Genomic DNA, 22,892 nt, shown 5'->3' on the forward strand with positions numbered 1-22,892 from the left:
TCCATCGAGATGCGCGACACCGACGAGGACGTCTTCCGCGCGGCGGAGGAACTCGGTATCGATCTGTCCCGGCGTGAGCCGAGCAGCGTGGAAGAAGTCTGAGGGGGAGATCGCACACAATGCTAGACGTCAACTTCTTCGACGAGCTCAGGATCGGTCTTGCGACCGCCGACGACATCCGTCAGTGGTCGCACGGCGAGGTCAAGAAGCCCGAGACCATCAACTACCGGACTCTCAAGCCGGAAAAGGACGGACTCTTCTGCGAGAAGATCTTCGGTCCGACCCGCGACTGGGAGTGCTACTGCGGCAAGTACAAGCGCGTCCGGTTCAAGGGCATCATCTGTGAGCGCTGTGGCGTCGAGGTGACCCGGGCCAAGGTGCGCCGTGAGCGGATGGGCCACATCGAGCTGGCCGCGCCCGTCACGCACATCTGGTACTTCAAGGGCGTGCCGTCGCGCCTCGGCTACCTGCTCGACCTGGCCCCGAAGGACCTGGAGAAGGTCATCTACTTCGCGGCTTACATGATCACGCACGTCGACACCGACATGCGTGAGCGTGACCTGCCCTCGCTGGAGGCGAAGATCTCCGTCGAGCGGCAGCACATCGAGCAGCGCCGTGACGCCGACGTCGAGTCCAGGCAGAAGAAGCTCGAGTCCGACCTGGGCGAGCTGGAGGCCGCCGGCGCCAAGGGCGACCAGCGGCGCAAGGTCCGCGAGGGCGCCGAGCGCGAGATGCGCCAGCTCCGCGACCGCGCCCAGCGCGAGCTGGACCGGCTCGACGAGGTCTGGAGCCGCTTCAAGAACCTCAAGGTCCAGGACCTTGAGGGCGACGAGCTGCTCTACCGCGAGATGCGCGACCGCTTCGGCCGCTACTTCAAGGGCGGCATGGGCGCGCAGGCGATCCAGGACCGTCTGATCAGCTTCGACCTCGACGCCGAGGCCGAGAACCTGCGCGAGACCATCCGCAGCGGCAAGGGCCAGAAGAAGGCCCGCGCCCTCAAGCGGCTCAAGGTCGTGTCGGCGTTCCTGAACACGACCAACTCGCCGCGCGGCATGGTGCTCGACTGCATCCCGGTCATCCCGCCGGACCTGCGCCCGATGGTGCAGCTCGACGGTGGCCGGTTCGCGACCTCCGACCTCAACGACCTGTACCGCCGGGTCATCAACCGGAACAACCGCCTCAAGCGTCTGCTCGACCTCGGTGCGCCCGAGATCATCGTGAACAACGAGAAGCGGATGCTCCAGGAGGCCGTCGACGCGCTGTTCGACAACGGCCGTCGCGGTCGCCCGGTGACCGGCCCCGGCAACCGGCCGCTGAAGTCCCTCAGCGACATGCTGAAGGGCAAGCAGGGTCGTTTCCGCCAGAACCTGCTGGGCAAGCGAGTCGACTACTCCGGCCGTTCGGTCATCGTCGTCGGCCCGCAGCTCAAGCTGCACCAGTGCGGTCTGCCCAAGCAGATGGCGCTGGAGCTGTTCAAGCCGTTCGTGATGAAGAGGCTCGTGGACCTCAACCACGCGCAGAACATCAAGTCGGCCAAGCGGATGGTCGAGCGCGCCCGCCCCGTCGTGTGGGACGTGCTCGAAGAGGTCATCACCGAGCACCCGGTGCTGCTCAACCGCGCTCCGACGCTCCACCGTCTGGGCATCCAGGCGTTCGAGCCGCAGCTGGTCGAGGGCAAGGCCATCCAGATCCACCCGCTCGTCTGCACCGCCTTCAACGCGGACTTCGACGGCGACCAGATGGCCGTGCACCTGCCGCTGTCGGCTGAGGCCCAGGCCGAGGCACGCATCCTGATGCTCTCGACCAACAACATCCTCAAGCCGGCCGACGGCAAGCCCGTGACGATGCCCACCCAGGACATGGTCATCGGCCTCTACTGGCTGACCACCCAGAAGGAAGGCGCGACCGGCGAGGGCCGCGTGTTCGGCTCGATCGCCGAGGCGCAGATGGCCTTCGACCGTCGCGAGCTGGAGATCCAGGCGAAGATCCAGATCCGGGTCAAGGACGTCCTGCCTCCGCGCGACTGGGTCGCTCCCGAGGGCTGGGAGCAGGGTGACTCGATCCGGCTGGAGACGACGTTCGGGCGGTGCCTGTTCAACCAGACGCTCCCCGAGAGCTACCCGTTCGTCAACTTCCAGGTGGGCAAGAAGCAGCTGTCCACGATCGTGAACGAGCTGGCCGACACCTACCCCAAGGTCGAGGTCGCCAACTCGCTCGACGCGCTCAAGGACGCGGGCTTCCGCTGGGCGACCCGCTCCGGCGTCACGATCTCGATCGAGGACGTCGTCGCGCCGCCGAACAAGACCGACATCATGGAGAACTACGAGCGCCGGGCCGACAAGGTCCAGCGCGAGTACGAGCGTGGTCTGATCACCGACGAGGAGCGCCGCCAGGAGCTCATCGAGATCTGGACCCACGCCACGGCCGACGTCGAGACCGACATGGTCAACGCCTTCCCGGCGACCAACCCGGTCTGGATGATGGTCAACTCGGGCGCCCGTGGTAACAAGATGCAGGTCCGGCAGATCGCCGGCATCCGTGGCCTGGTGTCCAACACCAAGGGTGAGACGATCCCGCGTCCGATCAAGGCCTCCTTCCGTGAGGGCCTGTCGGTGCTGGAGTACTTCATCTCCACCCACGGTCAGCGGAAGGGTCTGGCCGACACCGCCCTGCGTACCGCCGACTCGGGTTACCTGACCCGTCGTCTGGTGGACGTCGCCCAGGACGTCATCGTCCGCGAGATCGACTGCGGCACCGACCGCGCGGTCCCGCTGCACGTCGGCGAGCGCGACGCGTCGGGCAACCTGGTCAAGGCGGAGAACGCCGAGTCCAACGTGCACGGCCGCATCATGGCCGAGGACGTCGAGGTCGACGGCAAGGTCATCGTCCCGGCGGGTGTCGACATCAACGACATCCACGTGACGAAGCTGGTCGAGGCCGGTGTCGAGACCGTCCGCACCCGCAGCGCGCTCGTCTGCGAGGCCAAGATCGGTGTCTGCGCGACCTGCTACGGCCGCTCGCTGGCCACCGGCAAGCTCGTGGACGTCGGCGAGGCGGTCGGCATCATCGCCGCCCAGTCGATCGGTGAGCCCGGCACGCAGCTGACGATGCGTACGTTCCACACCGGTGGTGTGGCCGGCGCCGACATCACCCACGGTCTGCCCCGTGTCACGGAGCTGTTCGAGGCGCGCATCCCCAAGGGTGTCGCCCCGATCTCCGAGGCCGAGGGCCGGGCCCGGATCGACGAGACCGACAAGACCAGGAAGATCGTCATCACCCCCGACGACGGGTCGGAGGAGATCGCCTACCCGGTCTCGATGCGTTCGCGCCTGCTCGTCCAGGACGGTCAGCGCGTGACGGTCGGCCACCAGTTGATCGCCGGTGCGGTCAACCCCAACGAGGTGCTGCGCATCCTCGGCCCGCGGGCCGTGCAGCTGCACCTGGTGGCCGAGGTCCAGCAGGTCTACCGGTCGCAGGGTGTGTCGATCCACGACAAGCACATCGAGATCATCGTGCGGCAGATGCTCAAGCGCGTGAACGTGCTGGAGTCCGGTGACACCGACCTGCTGCCCGGCGAGCTCGTGGAGCGTCCGCGCTTCGAGCAGATGAACCGCGAGACGGTGGCCGAGAGCGGCTCGCCGGCCGCGGGCCGTCCGGTGCTCATGGGCATCACGAAGGCGTCGCTGGCCACCGAGTCGTGGCTGTCGGCGGCCTCCTTCCAGGAGACGACCAGGGTGCTGACGGACGCGGCGATCCACGCCAAGTCCGACTCGCTGCTGGGCCTGAAGGAGAACGTCATCATCGGTAAGCTCATCCCGGCCGGTACGGGCATGCCCCAGTACCGCAACATCCGGGTCGAGCCGACCGAGGAGGCCAAGGCGGCCATGTACACCGTCGGCGGTTACGACGGTTCGGCGGCCGACTACACCTTCGGCACGGGCAGCGGCGAGGCCGTCCCGCTGGAGGAGTACGACTTCGGTCAGTACAACCGATAGCAGTTGTTTCGCAAGCGCCGCGCCCGGGTCTCTTCCGAGAGGCCCGGGCGTGGCGCTTTTCCGGCCGTACGCGCTGCCGTAGGCGGTCACAGGCGCTCTGGGCGTCGGGGGCGGTCCGGGGGAGAGGGTCCGCCGCCGTGGCGGTCTGTGGGCCGGTTGCGGGGCTCCCTGGCGAATTGGCACACGTCGGCCCTCAGTGCCGGTATCATTGCCGCGGCGCTTCGGATGGGCTGGATGAGACAGGCCACGGTGGCACGGAGCGGCGAGGCCGACAGGCGTTGCCGTGCCGTTTTGACGTGTCGGCTGGGCCTGGGTAGTCTTGAGCATCGTGCCCGTCTCTAGCGGGCTTTCGGCTGTGCGCTCATATCCATAGGGAGAGCGTCGGCTGGACTCTCAGGCTCGCAAGTCTCCGTGGCTGTGTCTGTGTGAATAGCGCGACACGCCCGACCGCGGGGGCGCCGAGACGAGGAAAACCAGCAGGTCATGACACCGGCAGAACCTGCGAAAAGCAAGACCCAATGACGTAACACCGGCCAAGGCACGAAACGGAGTGGCAGTGCCCACTATTCAGCAGTTGGTCCGCAAGGGCCGGCAGGACAAGGTCTCCAAGACCAAGACTCCTGCCCTCAAGGGGAGTCCGCAGCGGCGCGGTGTGTGCCAGCGCGTTTACACCACGACCCCGAAGAAGCCCAACTCGGCACTGCGCAAGGTGGCTCGCGTTCGGCTCACGAACGGCATCGAGGTCACGGCTTACATCCCCGGTGTGGGCCACAACCTGCAGGAGCACTCCATCGTGCTCGTGCGTGGCGGTCGTGTGAAGGACCTGCCTGGTGTTCGCTACAAGATCATCCGCGGTTCGCTCGACACCCAGGGTGTCCGCAACCGCAAGCAGGCCCGCAGCCGCTACGGCGCGAAGAAGGAGAAGAGCTAACAATGCCTCGTAAGGGTTCTCCTGGCCGTCGTCAGCTCATGTCTGACCCGGTTTACAGCTCGCCGCTGGTGACCGCCCTGATCAACAAGGTGCTCCTGGACGGCAAGCGCTCCATCGCGCAGTCGATCGTGTACGGCGCCCTCGAAGGCTGCAGGGAGAAGACGGGCAACGACCCGGTCGTCACCCTCAAGCGCGCGCTTGACAACGTCAAGCCGACCCTCGAGGTTCGCAGCCGCCGTGTCGGTGGCGCGACGTACCAGGTGCCGGTCGAGGTGCGCGCCGCGCGCAGCACCACCCTGGCCCTGCGCTGGCTGGTGCAGTACTCCCGCGCCCGCCGCGAGAAGACCATGACCGAGCGCCTCATGAACGAGCTCCTCGACGCCAGCAACGGCCTCGGGGCGAGTGTGAAGAAGCGCGAGGACACCCACAAGATGGCCGAGTCCAACAAGGCCTTCGCCCACTACCGCTGGTAACCCGGCGGGTTCGACGAGACGACGAGGACGCGAGTTAAAGTGGCCGCTACGACCGCTCTTGACCTGGCCAAGGTCCGCAACATCGGGATCATGGCCCACATCGACGCGGGCAAGACCACCACGACCGAGCGCATCCTGTTCTACACCGGTATCAACTACAAGATCGGTGAAGTCCATGAGGGCGCTGCCACCATGGACTGGATGGAGCAGGAGCAGGAGCGCGGCATCACGATCACGTCTGCCGCGACGACCTGTGAGTGGATCGGTCACACCATCAACATCATCGACACTCCGGGTCACGTCGATTTCACCATCGAAGTGGAGCGCTCGCTCCGCGTCCTCGACGGTGCCGTCGCCGTGTTCGACGGTGTCGCCGGTGTCGAGCCGCAGTCGGAGACGGTGTGGCGGCAGGCCGACCGCTACGAAGTCCCGCGCATCTGCTTCGTGAACAAGATGGACCGTGTCGGCGCGGAGTTCCACCGCTGCGTCGAGATGATGGTCAGCCGCCTGGGCGCGACCCCCGCTGTGATTCAGCTTCCGTGGGGTGTCGAGGCCGACTTCAAGGGCGTCATCGACCTCATCAAGATGAAGGGGCTCATCTGGAGCGCCGACGCGGCCAAGGGCGAGATGTACGACACCGTCGACGTCCCGGCCGACCACGCCGACGCCGCCCGCGAGTGGCGTGACCGCCTCATCGAGACGGTCGCCGAGAACGACGACGAGCTGATGGAGCTCTTCCTGGAGGGCACCGAGCCCACCGAGGAGCAGCTGGTCGCGGCCATCCGCCGCGCCACGCTGACCAGCTCCATCAACCCGGTGCTCTGCGGCACCGCGTTCAAGAACAAGGGCGTTCAGCCCCTGCTCGACGCGATCGTCGCCTACCTCCCCGCCCCGACCGACATCCCGGCGTTCAAGGGTTACGCGGTCGGCAACGAGGAGAAGGTGATCGAGCGTCACGCGGACCCGACCGAGCCGTTCTCCGCGCTGGCCTTCAAGATCGCCAGCGACCCGCACCTGGGCAAGCTCACCTACATCCGCATCTACTCCGGCACGCTCGACACCGGTTCACAGGTCGTGAACTCGGTGAAGGGCAAGAAGGAGCGGATCGGCAAGATCTACCAGATGCACGCCAACAAGCGCGAAGAGCGCCCGCAGGCGATCGCCGGTCAGATCGTCGCCGTCATGGGTCTGAAGGACACCACGACCGGCGACACCCTTGCCGACCCGGCCAACCCGGTCGTGCTCGAGTCGATGACGTTCCCGGCTCCGGTCATCAACGTCGCCATCGAGCCCAAGACCAAGGGCGACCAGGAGAAGCTGTCCACCGCCATCCAGCGGCTGGCCGAGGAGGACCCGTCCTTCCAGGTCCGTCGTGACGAGGAGACCGGTCAGACGGTCATCTGGGGCATGGGCGAGCTTCACCTGGAGATCCTCGTCGACCGTATGCGTCGTGAGTTCAAGGTCGAGGCCAACGTGGGCCGCCCGCAGGTGGCCTACCGCGAGACCATCCGCCGCAAGGTGGAGAAGGTCGACTACACCCACAAGAAGCAGACCGGTGGTTCCGGTCAGTTCGCGCGGGTGATCATCGACCTGGAGCCGCTGGGCGAGGGCAACGACGGTTACGAGTTCCAGAACAAGGTCTCGGGTGGCCGCGTCCCGAGGGAGTACATCCCCTCGGTCGACGCCGGTGCCCAGGAGGCCGCCGAGTTCGGCGTGCTGGCCGGTTACCCGATGGTGGGCGTGAAGGTTACGCTGACCGACGGTGCCGCCCACGACGTCGACTCCTCGGAAATGGCGTTCAAGATCGCCGGCTCGATGGCCTTCAAGGAGGCCGCGCGCAAGGCGGACGCCGTTCTTCTCGAGCCGATGATGGCCGTCGAGGTCACCACGCCCGAGGACTACATGGGTGACGTCATCGGTGACCTCAACGGTCGCCGCGGGCAGATCCAGGCGATGGACGAGCGGGCCGGCGCCCGAGTCGTCCAGGCGCTCGTGCCGCTGTCTGAGATGTTCGGCTACGTGGGTGACCTGCGTAGCAAGACGCAGGGGCGCGCGAGCTACAGCATGCAGTTCGACTCCTACGCGGAGGTGCCCCCGGGCATCGCCAAGGAGATCGTCGCGAAGGCCCGGGGCGAATAACTTCCCGGTCCCTGGCGGGGTGGTGCGAGCCACCCCGCCGCCTAGGGGTCTGGGATCTCCCGGGCCCGAGTGTGTAGACGAAAGTCAGTCAGATTCTCAAGGAGAGAACCAGTGGGCAAGGCCAAGTTCGAGCGGACTAAGCCGCACATGAACATCGGCACCATTGGACACATCGACCACGGCAAGACCACGCTGACCGCGGCGATCACCAAGGTGCTTCACGACCGTTACCCCGAGCTCAACAAGGCGACTCCGTTCGACAAGATCGACAAGGCGCCCGAGGAGAAGGCTCGCGGTATTACGATCTCCATCGCGCACGTCGAGTACCAGACCGAGAAGCGTCACTACGCTCACGTTGACTGCCCCGGTCACGCCGACTACGTGAAGAACATGATCACCGGTGCCGCTCAGATGGACGGCGCGATCCTCGTGGTCGCCGCCACCGACGGCCCGATGCCGCAGACGAAGGAGCACGTCCTCCTGGCCCGCCAGGTCGGCGTCCCCTACATCGTCGTGGCGCTGAACAAGTCCGACATGGTCGACGACGAGGAGATCCTCGAGCTCGTCGAGCTGGAGGTCCGTGAGCTCCTGTCCGCGCAGGAGTTCCCCGGCGACGACCTGCCCGTCGTCCGCGTCTCGGCTCTCAAGGCTCTTGAGGGTGACGAGAAGTGGGCCGACAGCATCATCGAGCTGATGAACGCGGTGGACGAGAACGTCCCCGAGCCTCCCCGTGACACGGAGAAGCCGTTCCTCATGCCCGTCGAGGACGTCTTCTCGATCACCGGTCGCGGCACCGTCGTCACCGGTCGTATCGAGCGCGGCATCGTCAAGGTCAACGAGCAGGTCGACATCATCGGCATCAAGCCGGAGAAGACGACCACCACCGTCACCAGCATCGAGATGTTCAACAAGATGCTCGACGAGGGTCACGCCGGCGACAACGCCGCCCTGCTGCTCCGCGGCATCAAGCGCGACGACGTCGAGCGCGGCCAGTGCATCATCAAGCCGGGCACGACGACCCCGCACACCGAGTTCACCGGCCAGGTCTACATCCTGTCCAAGGACGAGGGCGGCCGCCACACGCCGTTCTTCAACAACTACCGCCCGCAGTTCTACTTCCGTACGACTGACGTGACCGGTGTTGTGAACCTCCCCGAGGGCACCGAGATGGTCATGCCGGGCGACAACACCGAAATGCGCGTTGAGCTGATCCAGCCCATCGCCATGGAGGAAGGCCTCAAGTTCGCGATCCGTGAGGGTGGCCGCACCGTCGGCGCCGGCCGGGTCGTGAAGATCCTCAAGTAGCTCGACCGTCGGGGCGGCGGTCGGCCCCACATCAGGGCCGACCGCCGCACCACGTCAAGGGCCTCGCGTAAAGCGCCGTGATCCAGCAGTCGCTTCGGCCATAGTGACCGAAGTAACTGCCGGATCACGGAAGAAAAGACAGATCAACAGTGTCTGTCTCGTGGGGTTACGCAGGGTCAGACCTGCACCAACACAGCGGCACAAGGCCGCACGATACTTTTTCAGACGACAGCGAAGGACACCGAGGCCACTATGGCGGGACAGAAGATCCGCATCCGGCTTAAGGCCTATGACCACGAGGTCATCGACAGCTCGGCCAAGAAGATCGTCGAGACGGTGACGCGGACTGGCGCGAAGGTCGCGGGCCCGGTGCCGCTGCCGACCGAGAAGAACGTGTACTGCGTCATCCGCTCGCCGCACAAGTACAAGGACAGCCGCGAGCACTTCGAGATGCGCACGCACAAGCGGCTGATTGACATCATCGACCCGACCCCCAAGACGGTTGACTCGCTCATGCGGCTCGACCTCCCCGCGGGTGTCGACATTTCGATCAAGCTCTGAGGGAACGCACTGACATGGCTAAGACGATCAAGGGCGTCCTGGGCAAGAAGCTCGGCATGACCCAGGTCTTCGACGCGGACAACCGGATGGTTCCGGTGACCGTGGTCGAGGCCGGTCCGTGCGTGGTGACCCGGGTCCGCACCGCAGACAAGGACGGCTACTCCGCCGTTCAGCTCGGCTTCGGACAGGTCGACCCCCGGAAGGTCAACAAGCCGCTCGGCGACTACCTGCGTAAGCACGACATCACCCCGCGCCGTTACTTCGCGGAGATCCGCACCGACGACGCGAGCGACTACACCCTGGGCCAGGAGCTGCTGGCCGACACCTTCGAGGCCGGCCAGTTCGTCGACGTGACGGGCAAGAGCAAGGGCAAGGGCTTCGCCGGTGTCATGAAGCGGCACGGCTTCGCCGGTCTGGGCGCGTCGCACGGTACGCAGCGCAAGCACCGCTCGCCGGGTTCCATCGGTGGCTGCGCCACCCCGGGCCGCGTATTCAAGGGCCTGCGCATGGCCGGTCGGATGGGTAACGTCCGCACCACTGTGCAGAGCCTCAAGGTTCACTCCGTGGACGCCGAGAAGGGCCTCATCCTGATCAAGGGTGCGATCCCCGGCGCTAACGGCAGCCTGGTCCTCGTTCGCACCGCTGCCAAGAAGGGGGCTGCCAAGTGAGCACCACTATTGACGTCCTCGACGCCAGCGGCGCCAAGGCCGGCACCGTCGAACTGCCCGAAGACGTCTTCGGCACGACGGTCAACGTTCCGCTGATCCACCAGGTGGTCGTGGCCCAGCTCGCCGCTCGCCGGCAGGGCACCCACAAGGCCAAGACCCGTGGTGAGGTCCGCGGTGGCGGCAAGAAGCCGTACCGCCAGAAGGGCACCGGCCGCGCCCGTCAGGGCTCGACCCGCGCGCCGCAGTTCGCCGGCGGTGGCACCGTCCACGGGCCCGTGCCGCGTGACTACTCGCAGCGCACGCCCAAGAAGATGAAGGCCGCCGCCCTGCGCGGTGCGCTGTCCGACAGGGCCGGTGGCGGTCGCGTCCACGTGGTCAGCACGCTGATCGCGGGGGAGACCCCCAAGACCAAGGCTGCCCTTGAGGCCCTGCGCAAGATCACCCAGGCTCCCCGCGTGCTCGTCGTCGTCGACGAGGCCGACGAGCTGACCTGGATGAGCCTGCGTAACGCTCCCGAGGTCCACCTGCTGGACGCCGGGCAGCTCAACACCTACGACGTGCTCGTGCACGACGACGTGGTCTTCACCCAGGAGGCGTACGACCAGGTCGTCGCGCGGCTGAGCCAGGGCGGGAAGGAAGACGCCTGATGGAGAAGATCGCCGACCCGCGCGACATCATCATCAAGCCGGTCGTCTCTGAGAAGAGCTACGGCCTGATCGATGAGAACAACAAGTACACGTTCCTGGTGAAGAAGACCGCGAACAAGACCCAGGTCAAGATCGCCGTTGAGCAGATCTTCGGGGTCAAGGTCACCAGCGTGAACACCATCAACCGGCAGGGCAAGCGCAAGCGCACCCGCACCGGTTTCGGCAAGCGTCCCGACACCAAGCGCGCCATCGTGAGCCTGGTCGAGGGCGATCGGATCGACATCTTCGGTCAGATCGGCTAGCAGCGCCATAGATAGGAAGCGGACCGAAAGGTCTGCGAGGGACGAGACCGTCGCATTTCGGTGCGGCGGGCTCGCCCATGTAACCGACGAAGGATGAACGAAAAAGATGGGCATCCGTAAGTACAAGCCGACGACTCCGGGTCGCCGCGGGTCGAGTGTCTCGGACTTCTCCGAGATCACCCGCAGCACGCCCGAGAAGTCGCTGCTTGCGCCCCTTCACAGCAAGGGCGGCCGAAACGTACACGGCCGGGTGACCGCGCGCCACCAGGGCGGCGGACACAAGCGCGCCTACCGGATCATCGACTTCCGTAGGCATGACAAGGACGGCATCCCGGCGAAGGTCGCTCACATCGAGTACGACCCCAACCGCACCGCCAACATCGCTCTGCTCCACTACGCCGACGGTGAGAAGCGCTACATCATCGCGCCGACCGGCCTCAAGCAGGGCGACCGAATCGAGAACGGCCCCGCTGCCGACATCAAGCCGGGCAACTGCCTGCCGCTGCGCAACATCCCGACCGGTACCTTCATCCACGCGGTGGAGCTCCGTCCGGGCGGCGGCGCGAAGCTCGGTCGTTCCGCGGGCGCCCAGATCCAGCTGCTCGCCAAGGAAGGCCAGTACGCCACCCTGCGTATGCCGTCCGGTGAAATGCGCATGGTCGACGTGCGCTGCCGGGCGTCTGTGGGCCAGGTCGGCAACGCCGAGCAGGCCAACATCAACTGGGGCAAGGCCGGCCGTATGCGGTGGAAGGGCAAGCGCCCGACCGTCCGTGGTGTCGCCATGAACCCCGTTGACCACCCGCACGGTGGTGGCGAGGGCAAGACCTCCGGCGGTCGCCACCCGGTGAACCCCAAGGGCAAGCCCGAGGGCCGCACCCGCCAGGCCAACAAGTCCAGCGACCGGCTGATCATCCGTCGTCGGAGCAAGAGGAAGAAGCGGTAGGAGCAGCCGAAATGCCACGTAGCCTTAAGAAGGGTCCCTTCGTGGACGACCACCTTCAGAAGAAGGTGGACGCCCAGAACGAGAAGGGCACCAAGAACGTCATCAAGACGTGGTCGCGGCGCTCCATGATCGTTCCCGACATGCTCGGGCACACGATCGCCGTGCACGACGGCCGCAAGCACGTCCCGGTGTTCGTCACCGAGTCGATGATCGGCCACAAGCTCGGAGAGTTCGCCCCGACGCGGACGTTCCGCAGCCACGTCAAGGAAGACCGGCGCAGCCGGCGATAGACGCCTTCAGAAGCATTTAGAGGAGTAAGCGATGGAAGCCAGGGCTCAGGCGCGGTTCGTCCGTGTCACGCCCCTCAAGGCCCGCCGCGTGGTGGACCTTATTCGCGGGCTGCCCGCTTCGGAGGCGCAGGCCGTGCTGCAGTTCGCTCCCCAGTCGGCGAGCGAGCCGATCTACAAGGTGCTCAGCAGCGCCATGGCGAACGCCGAGCACAACTTCAACCTCGACCCCAGCACGCTCGTCGTGAGCCGCGCCTGGGTCGACGAGGGCCCGACGCTGAAGCGGTTCCGCCCGCGTGCACAGGGTCGCGCCTATCGGATCAACAAGCGGACGAGCCACATCACCGTGATCGTGGAATCCCGCGAGCCGAAGGGAAGGACCCGATAGTGGGCCAGAAGGTTAACCCGCACGGGTTCCGCCTCGGCATCACGACCGACTTCAAGAGCCGGTGGTACGCCGACAAGCTGTACAAGTCGTACGTCGCCGAGGACGTGGCGATCCGTCGCATGCTGCAGAAGGGCATGGAGCGGGCCGGCATCTCCAAGGTCGAGATCGAGCGCACGACGGACCGCGTTCAGGTGGACATCCACACCGCGCGTCCCGGCATCGTGATCGGCCGCCGCGGCGCCGAGGCGGACCGTATCCGTGGCGACCTCGAGAAGCTGACCAAGAAGCAGGTCCAGCTCAACATCCTCGAGGTCAAGAACCCGGAGATCGACGCCCAGCTCGTCGCCCAGGGCGTCGCCGAGCAGCTGTCCAGCCGTGTCTCGTTCCGCCGCGCCATGCGCAAGGCGATGCAGTCGGCCATGAAGTCCGGCGCCAAGGGCATCCGTGTCCAGTGCGCCGGTCGTCTGGGCGGCGCCGAGATGTCGCGGTCGGAGTTCTACCGTGAGGGTCGCGTGCCGCTGCACACCCTTCGCGCGGACATCGACTACGGCTTCTACGAGGCCCGTACCACCTTCGGCCGTATCGGCGTGAAGGTCTGGATCTACAAGGGCGAGGCTCCGACCAGCCGCGCCGAGCGTGAGGCGGCCGCCGCCGGCGCTCGTGCCGGCCAGCGTCGCGAGCGTGACGACCGTCGCGGTGGCGGCGGCGACCGTCCGCGTCGTGGCGGCGGTGACCGTCCGCGTCGTGGTGGCGGTGGCCGTGGCGACCGCGCCCCCCGTACCGAGGCAGCTTCGCAGGCTGCCCCTGAGACCGGCCCGGCTGCGCAGCCGGGTGCTGAAGGGAGCTGACCATGCTGATCCCGCGCAGGGTCAAGCACCGCAAGCAGCACCGGCCTGACCGCAGCGGAGCCGCCAAGGGCGGCACCAGGGTCGTGTTCGGCGAGTTCGGCATTCAGGCTGTTGAGCACTCCTACGTGACCAACCGCCAGATCGAGTCCGCTCGTATCGCCATGACCCGTCACATCCGCCGTGGCGGCAAGGTGTGGATCAACATCTACCCCGACCGTCCCCTCACCAAGAAGCCCGCCGAGACCCGCATGGGTTCCGGTAAGGGTTCGCCGGAGTGGTGGATCGCCAACGTCAAGCCCGGACGCGTGATGTTCGAGCTGTCCGGCGTGGCGGAGTCGGTCGCGCGTGAGGCCCTCACCAGGGCGATCCACAAGCTGCCGATGAAGTGCAAGATCGTTAAGCGTGAAGTGGGTGAGGCGTGATGGCTAAGGGCCTGACCGCCGGCGAGCTGCGAGTGGAGGACCAGGACACTCTGGTCCAGAAGCTCAAGGAGGCCAAGGAGGAGCTGTTCAACCTCCGCTTCCAGGCAGCGACCGGTCAGTTGGAGAGCCACGGGCGGCTGCGCGCCGTCCGCCGCGAGATCGCCCGTATCTACACCGTGATGCGCGAGCGTGAGCTCGGCATCGTCACGGTCGAGAAGGAGACGAGCGATGGCTGAGACCGAGACCACCGAGACCACCGAGACGAACGACTCGCGGAACTTCCGCAAGGTCCGTGAGGGCCTGGTCGTCAGCGACAAGATGGACAAGACCGTCGTCGTCGCCGTCGAGGACCGCGTCAAGCACCGTCTGTACGGCAAGGTCATCCGCCGTACGACCAAGTACAAGGCGCACGACGAGGCCAACGCCTGCGGCGTCGGCGACCGCGTGCTGCTCATGGAGACCCGCCCCCTCTCCGCCACCAAGCGGTGGAGGGTCGTGGAGATCCTCGAGAAGGCCAAGTAGGCCTTCTCGGATATACCGCGCCTCGTGGGGGCCTCAGGGCCCCCATGACGGCGTCCAAGGACGCGAGGTCCTCCAGGGCCTCGCGTCGCCTGCGGTGCGGCCCCTGCGTGGACTGTGGCCGTGGGAACAAGACAACGACAGGTTCCGCCAGGCTCAGAAATGAGAACCGGCGCGACTAACAGGAGTTCAACGTGATCCAGCAGGAGTCGCGGCTCAAGGTCGCCGACAACACTGGTGCAAAGGAGATCCTTTGCATCCGTGTTCTCGGTGGCTCGGGCCGACGCTACGCCGGTATCGGCGACATCATCGTCGCCACTGTCAAGGACGCGCTGCCGGGCAGCACGGGCGTCAAGAAGGGCGACGTGGTCAAGGCCGTCGTCGTCCGCACGGTCAAGGAGCGCCGCCGGCCCGACGGCTCCTACATCCGCTTCGACGAGAACGCCGCCGTCATCATCAAGGACAGCGGTGACCCTCGTGGCACTCGTATCTTCGGCCCGGTCGGCCGCGAGCTGCGCGACAAGAAGTTCATGCGCATCATCTCGCTCGCCCCGGAGGTGCTGTAATGCCGAAGCTGCATGTGAAGAAGGGTGACCTGGTTCAGGTCATCGCCGGCAAGGACAAGGGTGTCAAGGGTCACGTCATCGCCACGTACCCGCGCGAGGACCGCGTGGTGATCGAGGGCGTCAACATGATCAAGAAGCACACCAAGGAGACCCACCAGGGTCCGCGCGGCGCCAAGACCGGCGGCGTGCAGACCATGGAGGGCCGCATCCACGTGTCCAACGTGAAGAAGCTCAAGGACGAGAAGCCCGCCGACAAGAAGGCCGACAAGGCCGAGGAGACGGGTGAGGACAGCTGATGACCGCCACGACCACTGAGACCGAGCGCCCGACGCCGCGACTCAAGACGAAGTACCGCGAGGAGATCGCGGCCCAGCTTCGCGAGCAGTTCGGCATCGAGAACGTCATGCAGATCCCGGCCCTGACCAAGATCAAGGTCAACATGGGTGTCGGTGAGGCGGCTCGCGACTCCAAGCTCATCGAAGGCGCCGTACGCGACCTCACCGTGATCACCGGCCAGAAGCCGGCCGTCGTCCGGGCGCGCAAGTCCATCGCGCAGTTCAAGCTGCGTGAGGGCATGCCGATCGGTGCGCACGTCACGCTGCGCGGCGACCGCATGTGGGAGTTCCTCGACCGCCTGCTGGCGCTCGCGCTGCCCCGTATCCGTGACTTCCGCGGCCTGTCGCCGAAGCAGTTCGACGGCAACGGCAACTACACGTTCGGTCTGACCGAGCAGGTCATGTTCCACGAGGTCGACCAGGACAAGGTCGACCGTCCGCGGGGCATGGACATCACGGTCGTGACCACCGCGACGAACGACGACCAGGGCCGGGCGCTGCTGAAGCTCCTCGGCTTCCCGTTCAAGGAGGCCTGATCCAATGGCGAAGAAGTCGCTGATCGCCAAGGCGGGGCGCAAGCAGAAGTTCGAGGTCAGGGCCTACACCCGGTGCTCGCGTTGCGGTCGTCCGCGCGCCGTGTACCGCAAGTTCGGCCTGTGCCGCGTGTGCTTCCGCGAGATGGCGCACCGGGGCGAGCTGCCCGGCATCACCAAGTCGAGCTGGTAGATACCCTGGGGGACGGCCCCGCGTCGTCCCCTGGGACCCATGTTCAGAAGAAGACAGGACGCTCCGCGTCCATGACCGCGCCGAAGGTCCACCGGCAGAGCGCTGCTTGGCCGACTGGAAACCGCGGCGAGGAAGGCCACTGGCCATGACGATGACCGACCCGATCGCAGACATGTTGACGCGTCTGCGTAACGCGAACTCGGCGTACCACGAGAGCGTGTCAATGCCGTATTCGAAGATCAAGGCGCACATCGCCGAGATCCTCCAGCAGGAGGGTTACATCCAGTCCTGGGCCGTCGAAGACGCCAAGGTTGGAAAGAACCTCGTGGTGGAGCTCAAGTTCGGGCCCACCCGTGAGCGTTCGCTCGCGGGCCTGCGCCGGGTTTCCAAGCCCGGTCTGCGGGTTTATGCAAAGAAGGACAACCTGCCTCGAGTCCTGGGCGGGCTGGGCGTCGCGATCATCTCGACGTCCGCCGGTCTCATGACTGACAAGCAGGCCGGCAAGCGTGGCGTGGGCGGCGAAGTCCTCGCCTACGTCTGGTAGAGGGGAGGAACACAGCATGTCGAGAATCGGACGGCTGCCCATCCCTGTGCCCAGTGGCGTAGACATCACGATCACCGGCCAGGATGTCCAGGTCAAGGGCCCGAAGGGCACGCTTTCTCACACGGTCGCGGACCCGATTTCGGTCGGTCGTGACGACGACGGCGCCATCGCCGTCTCCCGGCCCAACGACGAGAACAAGGTCCGTGCGCTGCACGGCCTGTCCCGGACGCTGATCGCCAACATGGTGCAGGGCGTCACCCAGGGGTACACCAAGGCCCTTGAGATCGTCGGCGTCGGTTACCGCGTCCAGGCCAAGGGCCCGACGCAGCTGGAGTTCTCGCTGGGCTTCAGCCACCCGGTCATCGTCGACGCCCCCGAGGGTGTCACCTTCCGCGTCGAGAAGCCGACCCTGTTCCACGTGGACGGCATCGACAAGCAGAAGGTCGGCGAGGTCGCGGCCAACATCCGCAAGTTGCGCAAGCCTGACCCGTACAAGGGCAAGGGCGTGCGTTACCAGGGCGAACAGATCCGCCGCAAGGTCGGAAAGGCTGGTAAGTAGGCATGGCTCCGAAGACTGCGTTCAGCAAGCACACGGCTGCCCGCACCGTCTCGCGGGCTCGCCGTCACCGCCGCGTCCGCAAGTTCGTCGTCGGTACGGCCGAGCGTCCGCGCCTGGTCGTCAACCGCTCGACCCGTCACATGTTCGTCCAGATCGTGGACGACTCCGTCGGCCACACGCTGGTCAGCGCGTCCACCATGGACGCCTCGCTGCGCACCCTCGAGGCCGACAAGACGGAGAAGGCCAAGAAGGTCGGCGAGCTCCTCGCTCAGCGGGCCAAGGAAGCCGGGATCACCAAGGTCGTCTTCGACCGCGGTGGCAACCGCTACGCCGGTCGCATCGCGGCTCTGGCGGACAGCGCCCGCGAAGGCGGGTTGGAATTCTGATGGCAACTGAGAAGAGGAACCACTGATGGCTGCAGCTCCGCGTCGCGGTGGCGGCACCGGTGGCGAGCGGCGGGACCGTCGTGACGATCGCCGCGGTGGCGCCGCCGACAAGGGCGTCTCGTACATCGAGCGCGTAGTGAAGATCAACCGAGTGGCCAAGGTCGTGAAGGGTGGTCGTCGCTTCAGCTTCACCGCCCTCGTCATCGTCGGTGACGGCAACGGCCTGGTCGGCGTCGGTTACGGCAAGGCCAAGGAAGTCCCCGCGGCCATCGCCAAGGGCGTCGAAGAGGCGAAGAAGCACTTCTTCAAGGTGCCTCGGATCCAGGGCACCATCCCGCACACCGTGCAGGGCGAGGAGGCGGCCGGTGTCGTCTTCCTGCGTCCGGCCTCGGCCGGTACCGGCGTCATCGCCGGTGGCCCGGTGCGCGCGGTCCTGGAGTGCGCCGGCATCCATGACGTGCTGTCCAAGTCGCTCGGCTCGGACAACCCGATCAACATCGTGCACGCCACGGTGGCGGCTCTGAAGGGCCTTTCGCGCCCCGAGGAGATCGCCGCCCGCCGTGGTCTGCCGATCGAGGACGTCGCCCCGGCCCGCATGCTCAAGGCTCAGCGCGAGGGCATCGCCGAGGCCGCGGCCGCGAAGGCGGTGAGCTAGTCATGGCACGCCTGAAGATCACTCAGGTTCGCTCGAAGATCGGTGGCAAGCAGAACCAGCGTGACTCGCTGCGTTCGCTTGGCCTGAAGCGAATCGGCGATGTCGTCGTCAAGGAGGACCGTCCCGAGATTCGCGGGATGGTGTCCGTGGTGACGCACCTCGTCGAGGTGGAAGAGGTCGACTAGTCATGACTGACAAGGCTCCGCTCAAGATTCACGACCTGCGTCCTGCTCCGGGTGCCAACAAGGCCAAGATCCGCAAGGGTCGCGGCGAGGCGTCCAAGGGCAAGACGGCCGGTCGCGGCACCAAGGGCAGCCACGCCCGTACCACGGTTCCCCTCGGCTTCGAGGGTGGCCAGGTGCCGCTGCAGAGGCGTCTGCCGAAGCTCAAGGGCTTCTCCAACGCGATGTTCAAGACGACCTACCAGGTCGTCAACCTGGACAAGCTCGGCGAGCTGTTCCCCGAGGGTGGCGACGTCACCGTCGAGGCCCTGGTGGCCAAGGGCGCCGTTCGCAAGAACCAGCTCGTGAAGGTGCTCGGCACCGGCGAGATCTCCGTCGCTGTGAACGTTACGGCTCACGCCTTCTCGTCCGCCGCGAAGGAGAAGATCGCCGCCGCCGGTGGTTCCGTTACCGAGCTGTAGCTCCGCTATGACGAGGCGTGGGGGTTCCGACAATGGGCCCCCACGCCCTTAGTGCGTTAGAGTTCGGCGAGGCGGCAGGATTCTGTCCGGCTCGTTTGACTGAGACTTGACATGGCAGATCCCCGCACCACCGCATACTCACATCGCCATAAAGGCGCGCAGGAGGGACCGTGCTGACCGCGTTTACCCGGGCGTTCCGGACACCGGACCTGCGCAAGAAGTTGCTCTTCACCCTGGGCATCATCGCGCTGTTCCGTCTCGGCTCGGTTCTTCCGACTCCGGGAGTTCACGTCCAGAACCTCGCGGCCTGTTTCGATCAGGCCCGTAACGGAGCCACCGGCAACATCTATGGGATGGTGCAGCTCTTCAGTGGTGGTGCGCTCCTGAAGCTGTCGGTGTTCGCGCTGGGCATTATGCCGTATATCACCGCGAGCATCATTCTCCAGCTGCTCGTCGTGGTGATTCCACGTCTTGAGGCTCTCAAGAAAGAAGGCCAGGCGGGTCAGGCCAAGATCACGCAGTATACGCGTTATCTGACCATCGGCCTCGGCATCCTCCAGTCGACCGCTTTCATCGCGCTCGCGCGTTCCGGTCAGCTGTTCCCGAACTGCCAGCAGGACGTCCTGCTCGACCCCGACAACATCTTCGGCATCGTCACGATGGTCATCATCATGACGGCCGGCACGTCGGTGATCATGTGGCTGGGTGAGCTCATCACCGACCGCGGCGTCGGCAACGGCATGTCCATCCTGATCTTCACGCAGGTCGTCGCGGTCTTCCCGTCCGAGCTGTCCAACATCTTCCGTGCGAACAAGTTCACCTTCTCGGTGGTCATGGTCGTCGGTGTCTTCATGATCGCGGCTGTGGTCTTCGTCGAGCAGGCGCAGCGCCGCATCCCGGTCCAGTACGCCAAGCGCATGGTGGGCCGCAGGATGTACGGCGGCACCTCGACGTACATCCCGCTCAAGGTCAACCAGGCCGGCATCATCCCGGTCATCTTCGCCTCGTCGCTGCTCTACCTGCCGCAGCTGCTGACCTCGCTCTTCCCGACCTCGAACAACGCGGTCGTCCAGTGGATCTCCCAGTACCTGGTCAGAGGCGACCACCCGGTCTACATGGCCACGTTCTTCCTGCTGATCGTCTTCTTCACGTACTTCTACGTGTCGATTACGTTCAACCCCGCTGAAGTCGCCGACAACATGAAGAAGTACGGTGGGTTCATTCCGGGCATCCGTCCCGGCCGTCCGACGGCTGAATACCTGAACTTCGTGCTCACCCGTCTGACCGCGCCTGGCGCGCTCTATCTGGGTCTGATCTCCATGATCCCGATCGTCGCGCTGGCGGTGGCCGGGGCTAGCCAGAACTTCCCGTTCGGAGGGACGAGCATTCTGATCATGGTTGGTGTCGGCCTGGACACGGTGAAGCAGATCGAGAGCCAGCTGCAGCAGCGTAACTACGAAGGTTTCCTGCGGTAGTGCGTCTCGTTCTCGTCGGGCCCCCCGGAGCGGGTAAGGGGACTCAGGCCCAGTACATCGCATCGAACCTGTCCATCCCGAAGATCTCGACAGGTGACATCTTCCGTGCCAACGTCTCCGGCGGCACGGACCTTGGCAAGCTGGCCAAAACCTACATGGACCGTGGCGATCTCGTGCCCGACGAGGTCACCATCGCCATGGTCCGCGACCGACTGTCCGAGGACGACGCGCAGGACGGGTTCCTGCTCGACGGCTTCCCGAGGAACGTCGCGCAGGCGGAGATCCTGCGCGACATGCTCAAGGACTGGGGTCTGGAGCTCGACCTGGTGCTGGAGCTGGTCGTGGACGACGACGAGGTCGTCCGGCGGCTGGCGGGGCGGCGTACGTGCAGTCAGTGCGGCCGCATCTGGCACGTGGAGTTCGACGACAAGAAGGACGACAAGTGCGACGCCTGCGGCGGCGCGCTGTTCCAGCGTGACGACGACAAGGAAGAGACCGTCAGGCACCGCCTGGAGGTCTACCAGGAGCAGACCGCGCCGCTGGTCTCGTACTACGTCGACGAGGACATCCTCGTGGGCGTAGACGCGACCGGGCCGGTCGAAGAGGTGACTCAGCGGGCAATGGAGGCGATCCGCCCGTTCCTGGGATGACGCCGGACACGATCTCCTGCGAAGGTGGCACGGATATCCGTGCCACCTTCCTTTTTTGTGTGCGGCTATTGTGGGGGAATTAGGGCTCCCACGAGGCCCGTTAGAACCCCCGGGGGGTGCCGAACAATGTTCAAGAGAAACCGACACGGAATCCAGATCAAGTCGCCCGAGCAGCTGGAGAAGATGCGGGCCGCCGGCCTGGTGGTCGGACGGACGCTCGATCTGCTGAGGCGTTCCGTCGAGCCGGGCATGACGCCGCTCGACCTCGACTCCATCGCCGAGAAGGCGATCCGGGACGAAGGCGCGATCCCGTCGTTCAAGGGTTACCAGGGTTTCCCGGCGACGATCTGCGCGTCGGTCAACGACGAGGTGGTGCACGGCATCCCCACGGACGCCCGCAAGCTGCGCGAGGGCGACGTCATCTCCATCGACTGCGGCGCGATCCTGGAGGGCTGGCACGGCGACTCCGCCGTCACGGTGCCGGTCGGCGAGGTCGACCCGAAGCTGACCGAGCTGATGCGGGTCACCGAGGAGGCCATGTGGCGCGGCATCGCCGCGCTGAAGATCGGCCGCCACCTGTCCGACATCGGCTACGAGGTCGAGCGCTACGTGAAGTCTCAGGGCCGCTTCGGCATCCCTCCGGAGTACGGCGGCCACGGCATCGGCACCGAGATGCACATGGACCCGTGGATCGCCAACCAGGGCAAGCCGGGCCGTGGCCCGCTGCTGGAGGAAGGCATGTGCCTGGCCATCGAGCCCATGGTGAACCTGGGCACCGAGCGCACGCGCGTGCTGTCCGACGACTGGACGGTGGTGACGATCGACGGGAAGGCGTCGGCACACTTCGAACACAGCGTCGCGGTGACACATAATGGACCTTGGGTGCTTACCGCCCTGGACGGCGGCGAAGAGCGCCTGCGTCACCTTCAGCTCTGACCCCGGGAGTGGTGGGAATGGCGAACAGCCCCGAGATGCGTGCCTCGGACGTCGACCGCGATCGGGTCGCCGCCATCCTCCGCGAGCACACCGCGCAGGGCCGCATCACGATGGACGAGTTCAATGAGCGGCTTGAAGAGCTCTACAAGAGCAAGACCTACGGCGACCTGGCCAAGCTGACGGCCGACCTGCCCGACGTCGACCTGCGCCACCGGCCCGCCAAGCCCGAGGCCGTGCCCGCGACGCGTGGCAACCTCCATCCGGGCATGCGGGCGGCCTGGGGCGCCTGGGCCGCGGCCAGCGCCGTCAACTGGGTGATCTGGCTGATCGTGGGCATCTCGACCGGCCACATGATCTACCCGTGGCCGCTGTGGGTGATGGGCCCGTGGGGCGCGATCCTGCTGATGAGCACGATCTTCGGGAACGGGCAGAAGCGCGACTAGTCCGGAGCCGTTTGTGCCGTAATGCACTGTGTGTATTCCTCCGCAGTGCATGAGGGCGGTCGTTCCTAGCGTGAGCCGTGTCAGGAACACGATTCACGGAGGAATCAGATGCGCAAGGTCCTCGCAGCCGCCGCCCTCGCCGGCTCGATCGCCGTCACCGGTCTCGCCGTCGCCCCCGCCGCGCAGGCGGCCTCGTCCGGCGGGTGGGGCACGTTCTACGCCGGCAACCACAAGGCGTCCACCCACGGGAGCACGTACCGGTCGCACGGCAGGGTCTACACCCACTGGTACGGCAGGGAGTCCACGCCGAAGTTCGGCTACGTGTGGTTCCGGTACTACGCGAACGGGAGCTGGCACCAGTTCTTCAAGAAGTGGGACGGGAACCACGACGAGACCTGGTCCGGCCGGGACATCAAGAAGATCTACACCTGGACCTGCTGGGGCGGCTCGGTCCGGTACTGCGGTGACCGGCACCGCATCTATTAGGAACGCCTCGCGGAAGGCCCGCCCTCCCCGGCGGGCCTTCCGTCGTACGGTCTTAGGAGT

31 protein-coding genes are annotated in these 22,892 nt (G+C 66.0%); all 31 read left to right on the top strand.

All coding sequences use genetic code 11. The features are described 5' to 3' along the window. The first annotated feature begins 119 nt into the window (after nucleotides 1–119). The 31 genes from AB0J97_RS07220 to AB0J97_RS07370 all read left to right on the top strand — a co-directional run bounded on the left by AB0J97_RS07220 (nucleotide 120) and on the right by AB0J97_RS07370 (nucleotide 22,832). Nucleotides 120–3,995 carry a DNA-directed RNA polymerase subunit beta' gene (locus tag AB0J97_RS07220; protein WP_357705914.1) on the top strand — a complete coding sequence of 1,292 codons (3,876 nt, stop codon included), beginning with the start codon at nucleotides 120–122 and terminating at the stop codon, nucleotides 3,993–3,995. 556 nt (nucleotides 3,996–4,551) lie between these two features. After that, on the top strand, nucleotides 4,552–4,926 hold the full coding sequence (gene rpsL, locus AB0J97_RS07225) for a 30S ribosomal protein S12 (protein ID WP_020542315.1): 375 nt from the start codon (nucleotides 4,552–4,554) through the stop codon (nucleotides 4,924–4,926). A 2-nt stretch (nucleotides 4,927–4,928) separates the two neighbouring features. Then, entirely contained in the window at nucleotides 4,929–5,399 is a 471-nt protein-coding gene (gene rpsG, locus AB0J97_RS07230) for a 30S ribosomal protein S7 (protein ID WP_043623423.1), read from the top strand. A 39-nt stretch (nucleotides 5,400–5,438) separates the two neighbouring features. Further along, the gene (gene fusA, locus AB0J97_RS07235; RefSeq protein ID WP_357705913.1) at nucleotides 5,439–7,538 is read left to right on the top strand and encodes an elongation factor G; all 2,100 of its coding nucleotides are present in this window, start codon (nucleotides 5,439–5,441) and stop codon (nucleotides 7,536–7,538) included. Nucleotides 7,539–7,649: 111 nt separating this feature from the next. Next, nucleotides 7,650–8,843: an elongation factor Tu gene (tuf, locus tag AB0J97_RS07240; RefSeq protein ID WP_125644684.1), complete on the top strand. Its 1,194-nt coding sequence runs from the start codon at nucleotides 7,650–7,652 to the stop codon at nucleotides 8,841–8,843. Nucleotides 8,844–9,095: 252 nt separating this feature from the next. Continuing rightward, nucleotides 9,096–9,404 carry a 30S ribosomal protein S10 gene (gene rpsJ / locus AB0J97_RS07245; protein WP_012887830.1) on the top strand — a complete coding sequence of 103 codons (309 nt, stop codon included), beginning with the start codon at nucleotides 9,096–9,098 and terminating at the stop codon, nucleotides 9,402–9,404. 14 nt (nucleotides 9,405–9,418) lie between these two features. Next, complete coding sequence (gene rplC, locus AB0J97_RS07250; RefSeq protein WP_357705912.1) at nucleotides 9,419–10,072, top strand: 50S ribosomal protein L3; 654 nt, start codon at nucleotides 9,419–9,421, stop codon at nucleotides 10,070–10,072. After that, nucleotides 10,069–10,719 (top strand): 50S ribosomal protein L4, encoded by a 651-nt coding sequence (gene rplD, locus AB0J97_RS07255; protein WP_357705911.1) that lies wholly within the window; start codon nucleotides 10,069–10,071, stop codon nucleotides 10,717–10,719. Before rplC ends, rplD begins: the two co-directional genes overlap by 4 nt. After that, nucleotides 10,719–11,021 (top strand): 50S ribosomal protein L23, encoded by a 303-nt coding sequence (gene rplW, locus AB0J97_RS07260; protein ID WP_111180891.1) that lies wholly within the window; start codon nucleotides 10,719–10,721, stop codon nucleotides 11,019–11,021. The genes rplD and rplW overlap by 1 nt, the downstream gene beginning before the upstream one ends. A 106-nt stretch (nucleotides 11,022–11,127) precedes the next feature. Next, on the top strand, nucleotides 11,128–11,964 hold the full coding sequence (gene rplB, locus AB0J97_RS07265; RefSeq protein ID WP_125644676.1) for a 50S ribosomal protein L2: 837 nt from the start codon (nucleotides 11,128–11,130) through the stop codon (nucleotides 11,962–11,964). 11 nt (nucleotides 11,965–11,975) lie between these two features. Beyond that, nucleotides 11,976–12,254 carry a 30S ribosomal protein S19 gene (gene rpsS, locus AB0J97_RS07270; protein ID WP_030451498.1) on the top strand — a complete coding sequence of 93 codons (279 nt, stop codon included), beginning with the start codon at nucleotides 11,976–11,978 and terminating at the stop codon, nucleotides 12,252–12,254. 31 nt (nucleotides 12,255–12,285) lie between these two features. Continuing rightward, complete coding sequence (rplV, locus tag AB0J97_RS07275; RefSeq protein ID WP_080043235.1) at nucleotides 12,286–12,639, top strand: 50S ribosomal protein L22; 354 nt, start codon at nucleotides 12,286–12,288, stop codon at nucleotides 12,637–12,639. Then, a complete protein-coding gene (rpsC, locus tag AB0J97_RS07280; protein ID WP_355378612.1) occupies nucleotides 12,639–13,487 on the top strand; it encodes a 30S ribosomal protein S3 in 849 nt (282 codons plus the stop codon). The genes rplV and rpsC overlap by 1 nt, the downstream gene beginning before the upstream one ends. Before the next feature lie 2 nt (nucleotides 13,488–13,489). Next, nucleotides 13,490–13,909 carry a 50S ribosomal protein L16 gene (rplP, locus tag AB0J97_RS07285; protein ID WP_125644673.1) on the top strand — a complete coding sequence of 140 codons (420 nt, stop codon included), beginning with the start codon at nucleotides 13,490–13,492 and terminating at the stop codon, nucleotides 13,907–13,909. After that, entirely contained in the window at nucleotides 13,909–14,145 is a 237-nt protein-coding gene (gene rpmC / locus AB0J97_RS07290) for a 50S ribosomal protein L29 (protein ID WP_080047279.1), read from the top strand. The genes rplP and rpmC overlap by 1 nt, the downstream gene beginning before the upstream one ends. Beyond that, nucleotides 14,138–14,431: a 30S ribosomal protein S17 gene (rpsQ, locus tag AB0J97_RS07295; RefSeq protein ID WP_357705910.1), complete on the top strand. Its 294-nt coding sequence runs from the start codon at nucleotides 14,138–14,140 to the stop codon at nucleotides 14,429–14,431. Before rpmC ends, rpsQ begins: the two co-directional genes overlap by 8 nt. A 191-nt stretch (nucleotides 14,432–14,622) precedes the next feature. Beyond that, nucleotides 14,623–14,994: a 50S ribosomal protein L14 gene (gene rplN / locus AB0J97_RS07300; protein ID WP_090769698.1), complete on the top strand. Its 372-nt coding sequence runs from the start codon at nucleotides 14,623–14,625 to the stop codon at nucleotides 14,992–14,994. 8 nt (nucleotides 14,995–15,002) lie between these two features. Then, the gene (gene rplX / locus AB0J97_RS07305) at nucleotides 15,003–15,290 is read left to right on the top strand and encodes a 50S ribosomal protein L24 (RefSeq protein WP_357705920.1); all 288 of its coding nucleotides are present in this window, start codon (nucleotides 15,003–15,005) and stop codon (nucleotides 15,288–15,290) included. Next, nucleotides 15,290–15,865 (top strand): 50S ribosomal protein L5, encoded by a 576-nt coding sequence (gene rplE / locus AB0J97_RS07310; RefSeq protein ID WP_357705909.1) that lies wholly within the window; start codon nucleotides 15,290–15,292, stop codon nucleotides 15,863–15,865. The genes rplX and rplE overlap by 1 nt, the downstream gene beginning before the upstream one ends. A gap of 4 nt (nucleotides 15,866–15,869) precedes the next feature. Next, nucleotides 15,870–16,055, top strand: a complete 186-nt coding sequence (locus AB0J97_RS07315) for a type Z 30S ribosomal protein S14 (protein ID WP_020542298.1) — start codon at nucleotides 15,870–15,872, stop codon at nucleotides 16,053–16,055. Between the two features lie 145 nt (nucleotides 16,056–16,200). Further along, nucleotides 16,201–16,599, top strand: coding sequence for a 30S ribosomal protein S8 (gene rpsH, locus AB0J97_RS07320; RefSeq protein ID WP_125644666.1), 399 nt, complete (start codon nucleotides 16,201–16,203; stop codon nucleotides 16,597–16,599). 16 nt (nucleotides 16,600–16,615) lie between these two features. Beyond that, nucleotides 16,616–17,158, top strand: coding sequence for a 50S ribosomal protein L6 (gene rplF / locus AB0J97_RS07325; protein WP_125644665.1), 543 nt, complete (start codon nucleotides 16,616–16,618; stop codon nucleotides 17,156–17,158). 2 nt (nucleotides 17,159–17,160) lie between these two features. After that, nucleotides 17,161–17,544, top strand: coding sequence for a 50S ribosomal protein L18 (rplR, locus tag AB0J97_RS07330; RefSeq protein WP_125644663.1), 384 nt, complete (start codon nucleotides 17,161–17,163; stop codon nucleotides 17,542–17,544). 25 nt (nucleotides 17,545–17,569) lie between these two features. Continuing rightward, on the top strand, nucleotides 17,570–18,199 hold the full coding sequence (gene rpsE, locus AB0J97_RS07335; protein ID WP_357705907.1) for a 30S ribosomal protein S5: 630 nt from the start codon (nucleotides 17,570–17,572) through the stop codon (nucleotides 18,197–18,199). Nucleotides 18,200–18,201: 2 nt separating this feature from the next. Beyond that, a complete protein-coding gene (gene rpmD, locus AB0J97_RS07340) occupies nucleotides 18,202–18,384 on the top strand; it encodes a 50S ribosomal protein L30 (RefSeq protein ID WP_080043226.1) in 183 nt (60 codons plus the stop codon). A gap of 2 nt (nucleotides 18,385–18,386) precedes the next feature. Further along, entirely contained in the window at nucleotides 18,387–18,842 is a 456-nt protein-coding gene (rplO, locus tag AB0J97_RS07345; RefSeq protein ID WP_364085718.1) for a 50S ribosomal protein L15, read from the top strand. A gap of 170 nt (nucleotides 18,843–19,012) precedes the next feature. After that, on the top strand, nucleotides 19,013–20,317 hold the full coding sequence (gene secY, locus AB0J97_RS07350; RefSeq protein ID WP_357705905.1) for a preprotein translocase subunit SecY: 1,305 nt from the start codon (nucleotides 19,013–19,015) through the stop codon (nucleotides 20,315–20,317). After that, nucleotides 20,317–20,967: an adenylate kinase gene (locus AB0J97_RS07355; protein WP_357705904.1), complete on the top strand. Its 651-nt coding sequence runs from the start codon at nucleotides 20,317–20,319 to the stop codon at nucleotides 20,965–20,967. Before secY ends, AB0J97_RS07355 begins: the two co-directional genes overlap by 1 nt. Nucleotides 20,968–21,093: 126 nt before the next feature. Continuing rightward, on the top strand, nucleotides 21,094–21,903 hold the full coding sequence (gene map / locus AB0J97_RS07360) for a type I methionyl aminopeptidase (protein ID WP_357705903.1): 810 nt from the start codon (nucleotides 21,094–21,096) through the stop codon (nucleotides 21,901–21,903). Between the two features lie 17 nt (nucleotides 21,904–21,920). Further along, a complete protein-coding gene (locus AB0J97_RS07365) occupies nucleotides 21,921–22,346 on the top strand; it encodes a DUF1707 domain-containing protein (protein WP_364085733.1) in 426 nt (141 codons plus the stop codon). A gap of 108 nt (nucleotides 22,347–22,454) precedes the next feature. After that, entirely contained in the window at nucleotides 22,455–22,832 is a 378-nt protein-coding gene (locus tag AB0J97_RS07370) for a hypothetical protein (protein ID WP_357705901.1), read from the top strand. Nucleotides 22,833–22,892 lie beyond the last annotated feature (60 nt).

The sequence above is a fragment of the Nonomuraea sp. NPDC049607 genome (genome assembly GCF_040675375.1).
GTDB lineage: Bacteria > Actinomycetota > Actinomycetes > Streptosporangiales > Streptosporangiaceae > Nonomuraea.

What these genes read in the sequence shown, in the direction of transcription:
- AB0J97_RS07315 (WP_020542298.1), top strand. Translation starts at nt 15,870, where the DNA reads ATGGCGAAGAAGTCGCTGATCGCCAAGGCGGGGCGCAAGCAGAAGTTC.
- AB0J97_RS07370 (WP_357705901.1), top strand. Translation starts at nt 22,455, where the DNA reads ATGCGCAAGGTCCTCGCAGCCGCCGCCCTCGCCGGCTCGATCGCCGTC.
- rpmC (WP_080047279.1), top strand. Translation starts at nt 13,909, where the DNA reads ATGGCTAAGGGCCTGACCGCCGGCGAGCTGCGAGTGGAGGACCAGGAC.
- rpsJ (WP_012887830.1), top strand. Translation starts at nt 9,096, where the DNA reads ATGGCGGGACAGAAGATCCGCATCCGGCTTAAGGCCTATGACCACGAG.
- rplV (WP_080043235.1), top strand. Translation starts at nt 12,286, where the DNA reads ATGGAAGCCAGGGCTCAGGCGCGGTTCGTCCGTGTCACGCCCCTCAAG.
- AB0J97_RS07365 (WP_364085733.1), top strand. Translation starts at nt 21,921, where the DNA reads ATGGCGAACAGCCCCGAGATGCGTGCCTCGGACGTCGACCGCGATCGG.
- rpsE (WP_357705907.1), top strand. Translation starts at nt 17,570, where the DNA reads ATGGCTGCAGCTCCGCGTCGCGGTGGCGGCACCGGTGGCGAGCGGCGG.
- rpsG (WP_043623423.1), top strand. Translation starts at nt 4,929, where the DNA reads ATGCCTCGTAAGGGTTCTCCTGGCCGTCGTCAGCTCATGTCTGACCCG.
- rplP (WP_125644673.1), top strand. Translation starts at nt 13,490, where the DNA reads ATGCTGATCCCGCGCAGGGTCAAGCACCGCAAGCAGCACCGGCCTGAC.
- rplC (WP_357705912.1), top strand. Translation starts at nt 9,419, where the DNA reads ATGGCTAAGACGATCAAGGGCGTCCTGGGCAAGAAGCTCGGCATGACC.
- rplE (WP_357705909.1), top strand. Translation starts at nt 15,290, where the DNA reads ATGACCGCCACGACCACTGAGACCGAGCGCCCGACGCCGCGACTCAAG.
- rpsH (WP_125644666.1), top strand. Translation starts at nt 16,201, where the DNA reads ATGACGATGACCGACCCGATCGCAGACATGTTGACGCGTCTGCGTAAC.
- rpsS (WP_030451498.1), top strand. Translation starts at nt 11,976, where the DNA reads ATGCCACGTAGCCTTAAGAAGGGTCCCTTCGTGGACGACCACCTTCAG.
- map (WP_357705903.1), top strand. Translation starts at nt 21,094, where the DNA reads ATGTTCAAGAGAAACCGACACGGAATCCAGATCAAGTCGCCCGAGCAG.
- rplB (WP_125644676.1), top strand. Translation starts at nt 11,128, where the DNA reads ATGGGCATCCGTAAGTACAAGCCGACGACTCCGGGTCGCCGCGGGTCG.
- rpmD (WP_080043226.1), top strand. Translation starts at nt 18,202, where the DNA reads ATGGCACGCCTGAAGATCACTCAGGTTCGCTCGAAGATCGGTGGCAAG.
- rplR (WP_125644663.1), top strand. Translation starts at nt 17,161, where the DNA reads ATGGCTCCGAAGACTGCGTTCAGCAAGCACACGGCTGCCCGCACCGTC.
- rplF (WP_125644665.1), top strand. Translation starts at nt 16,616, where the DNA reads ATGTCGAGAATCGGACGGCTGCCCATCCCTGTGCCCAGTGGCGTAGAC.
- rplW (WP_111180891.1), top strand. Translation starts at nt 10,719, where the DNA reads ATGGAGAAGATCGCCGACCCGCGCGACATCATCATCAAGCCGGTCGTC.
- rpsQ (WP_357705910.1), top strand. Translation starts at nt 14,138, where the DNA reads ATGGCTGAGACCGAGACCACCGAGACCACCGAGACGAACGACTCGCGG.
- AB0J97_RS07220 (WP_357705914.1), top strand. Translation starts at nt 120, where the DNA reads ATGCTAGACGTCAACTTCTTCGACGAGCTCAGGATCGGTCTTGCGACC.
- rplO (WP_364085718.1), top strand. Translation starts at nt 18,387, where the DNA reads ATGACTGACAAGGCTCCGCTCAAGATTCACGACCTGCGTCCTGCTCCG.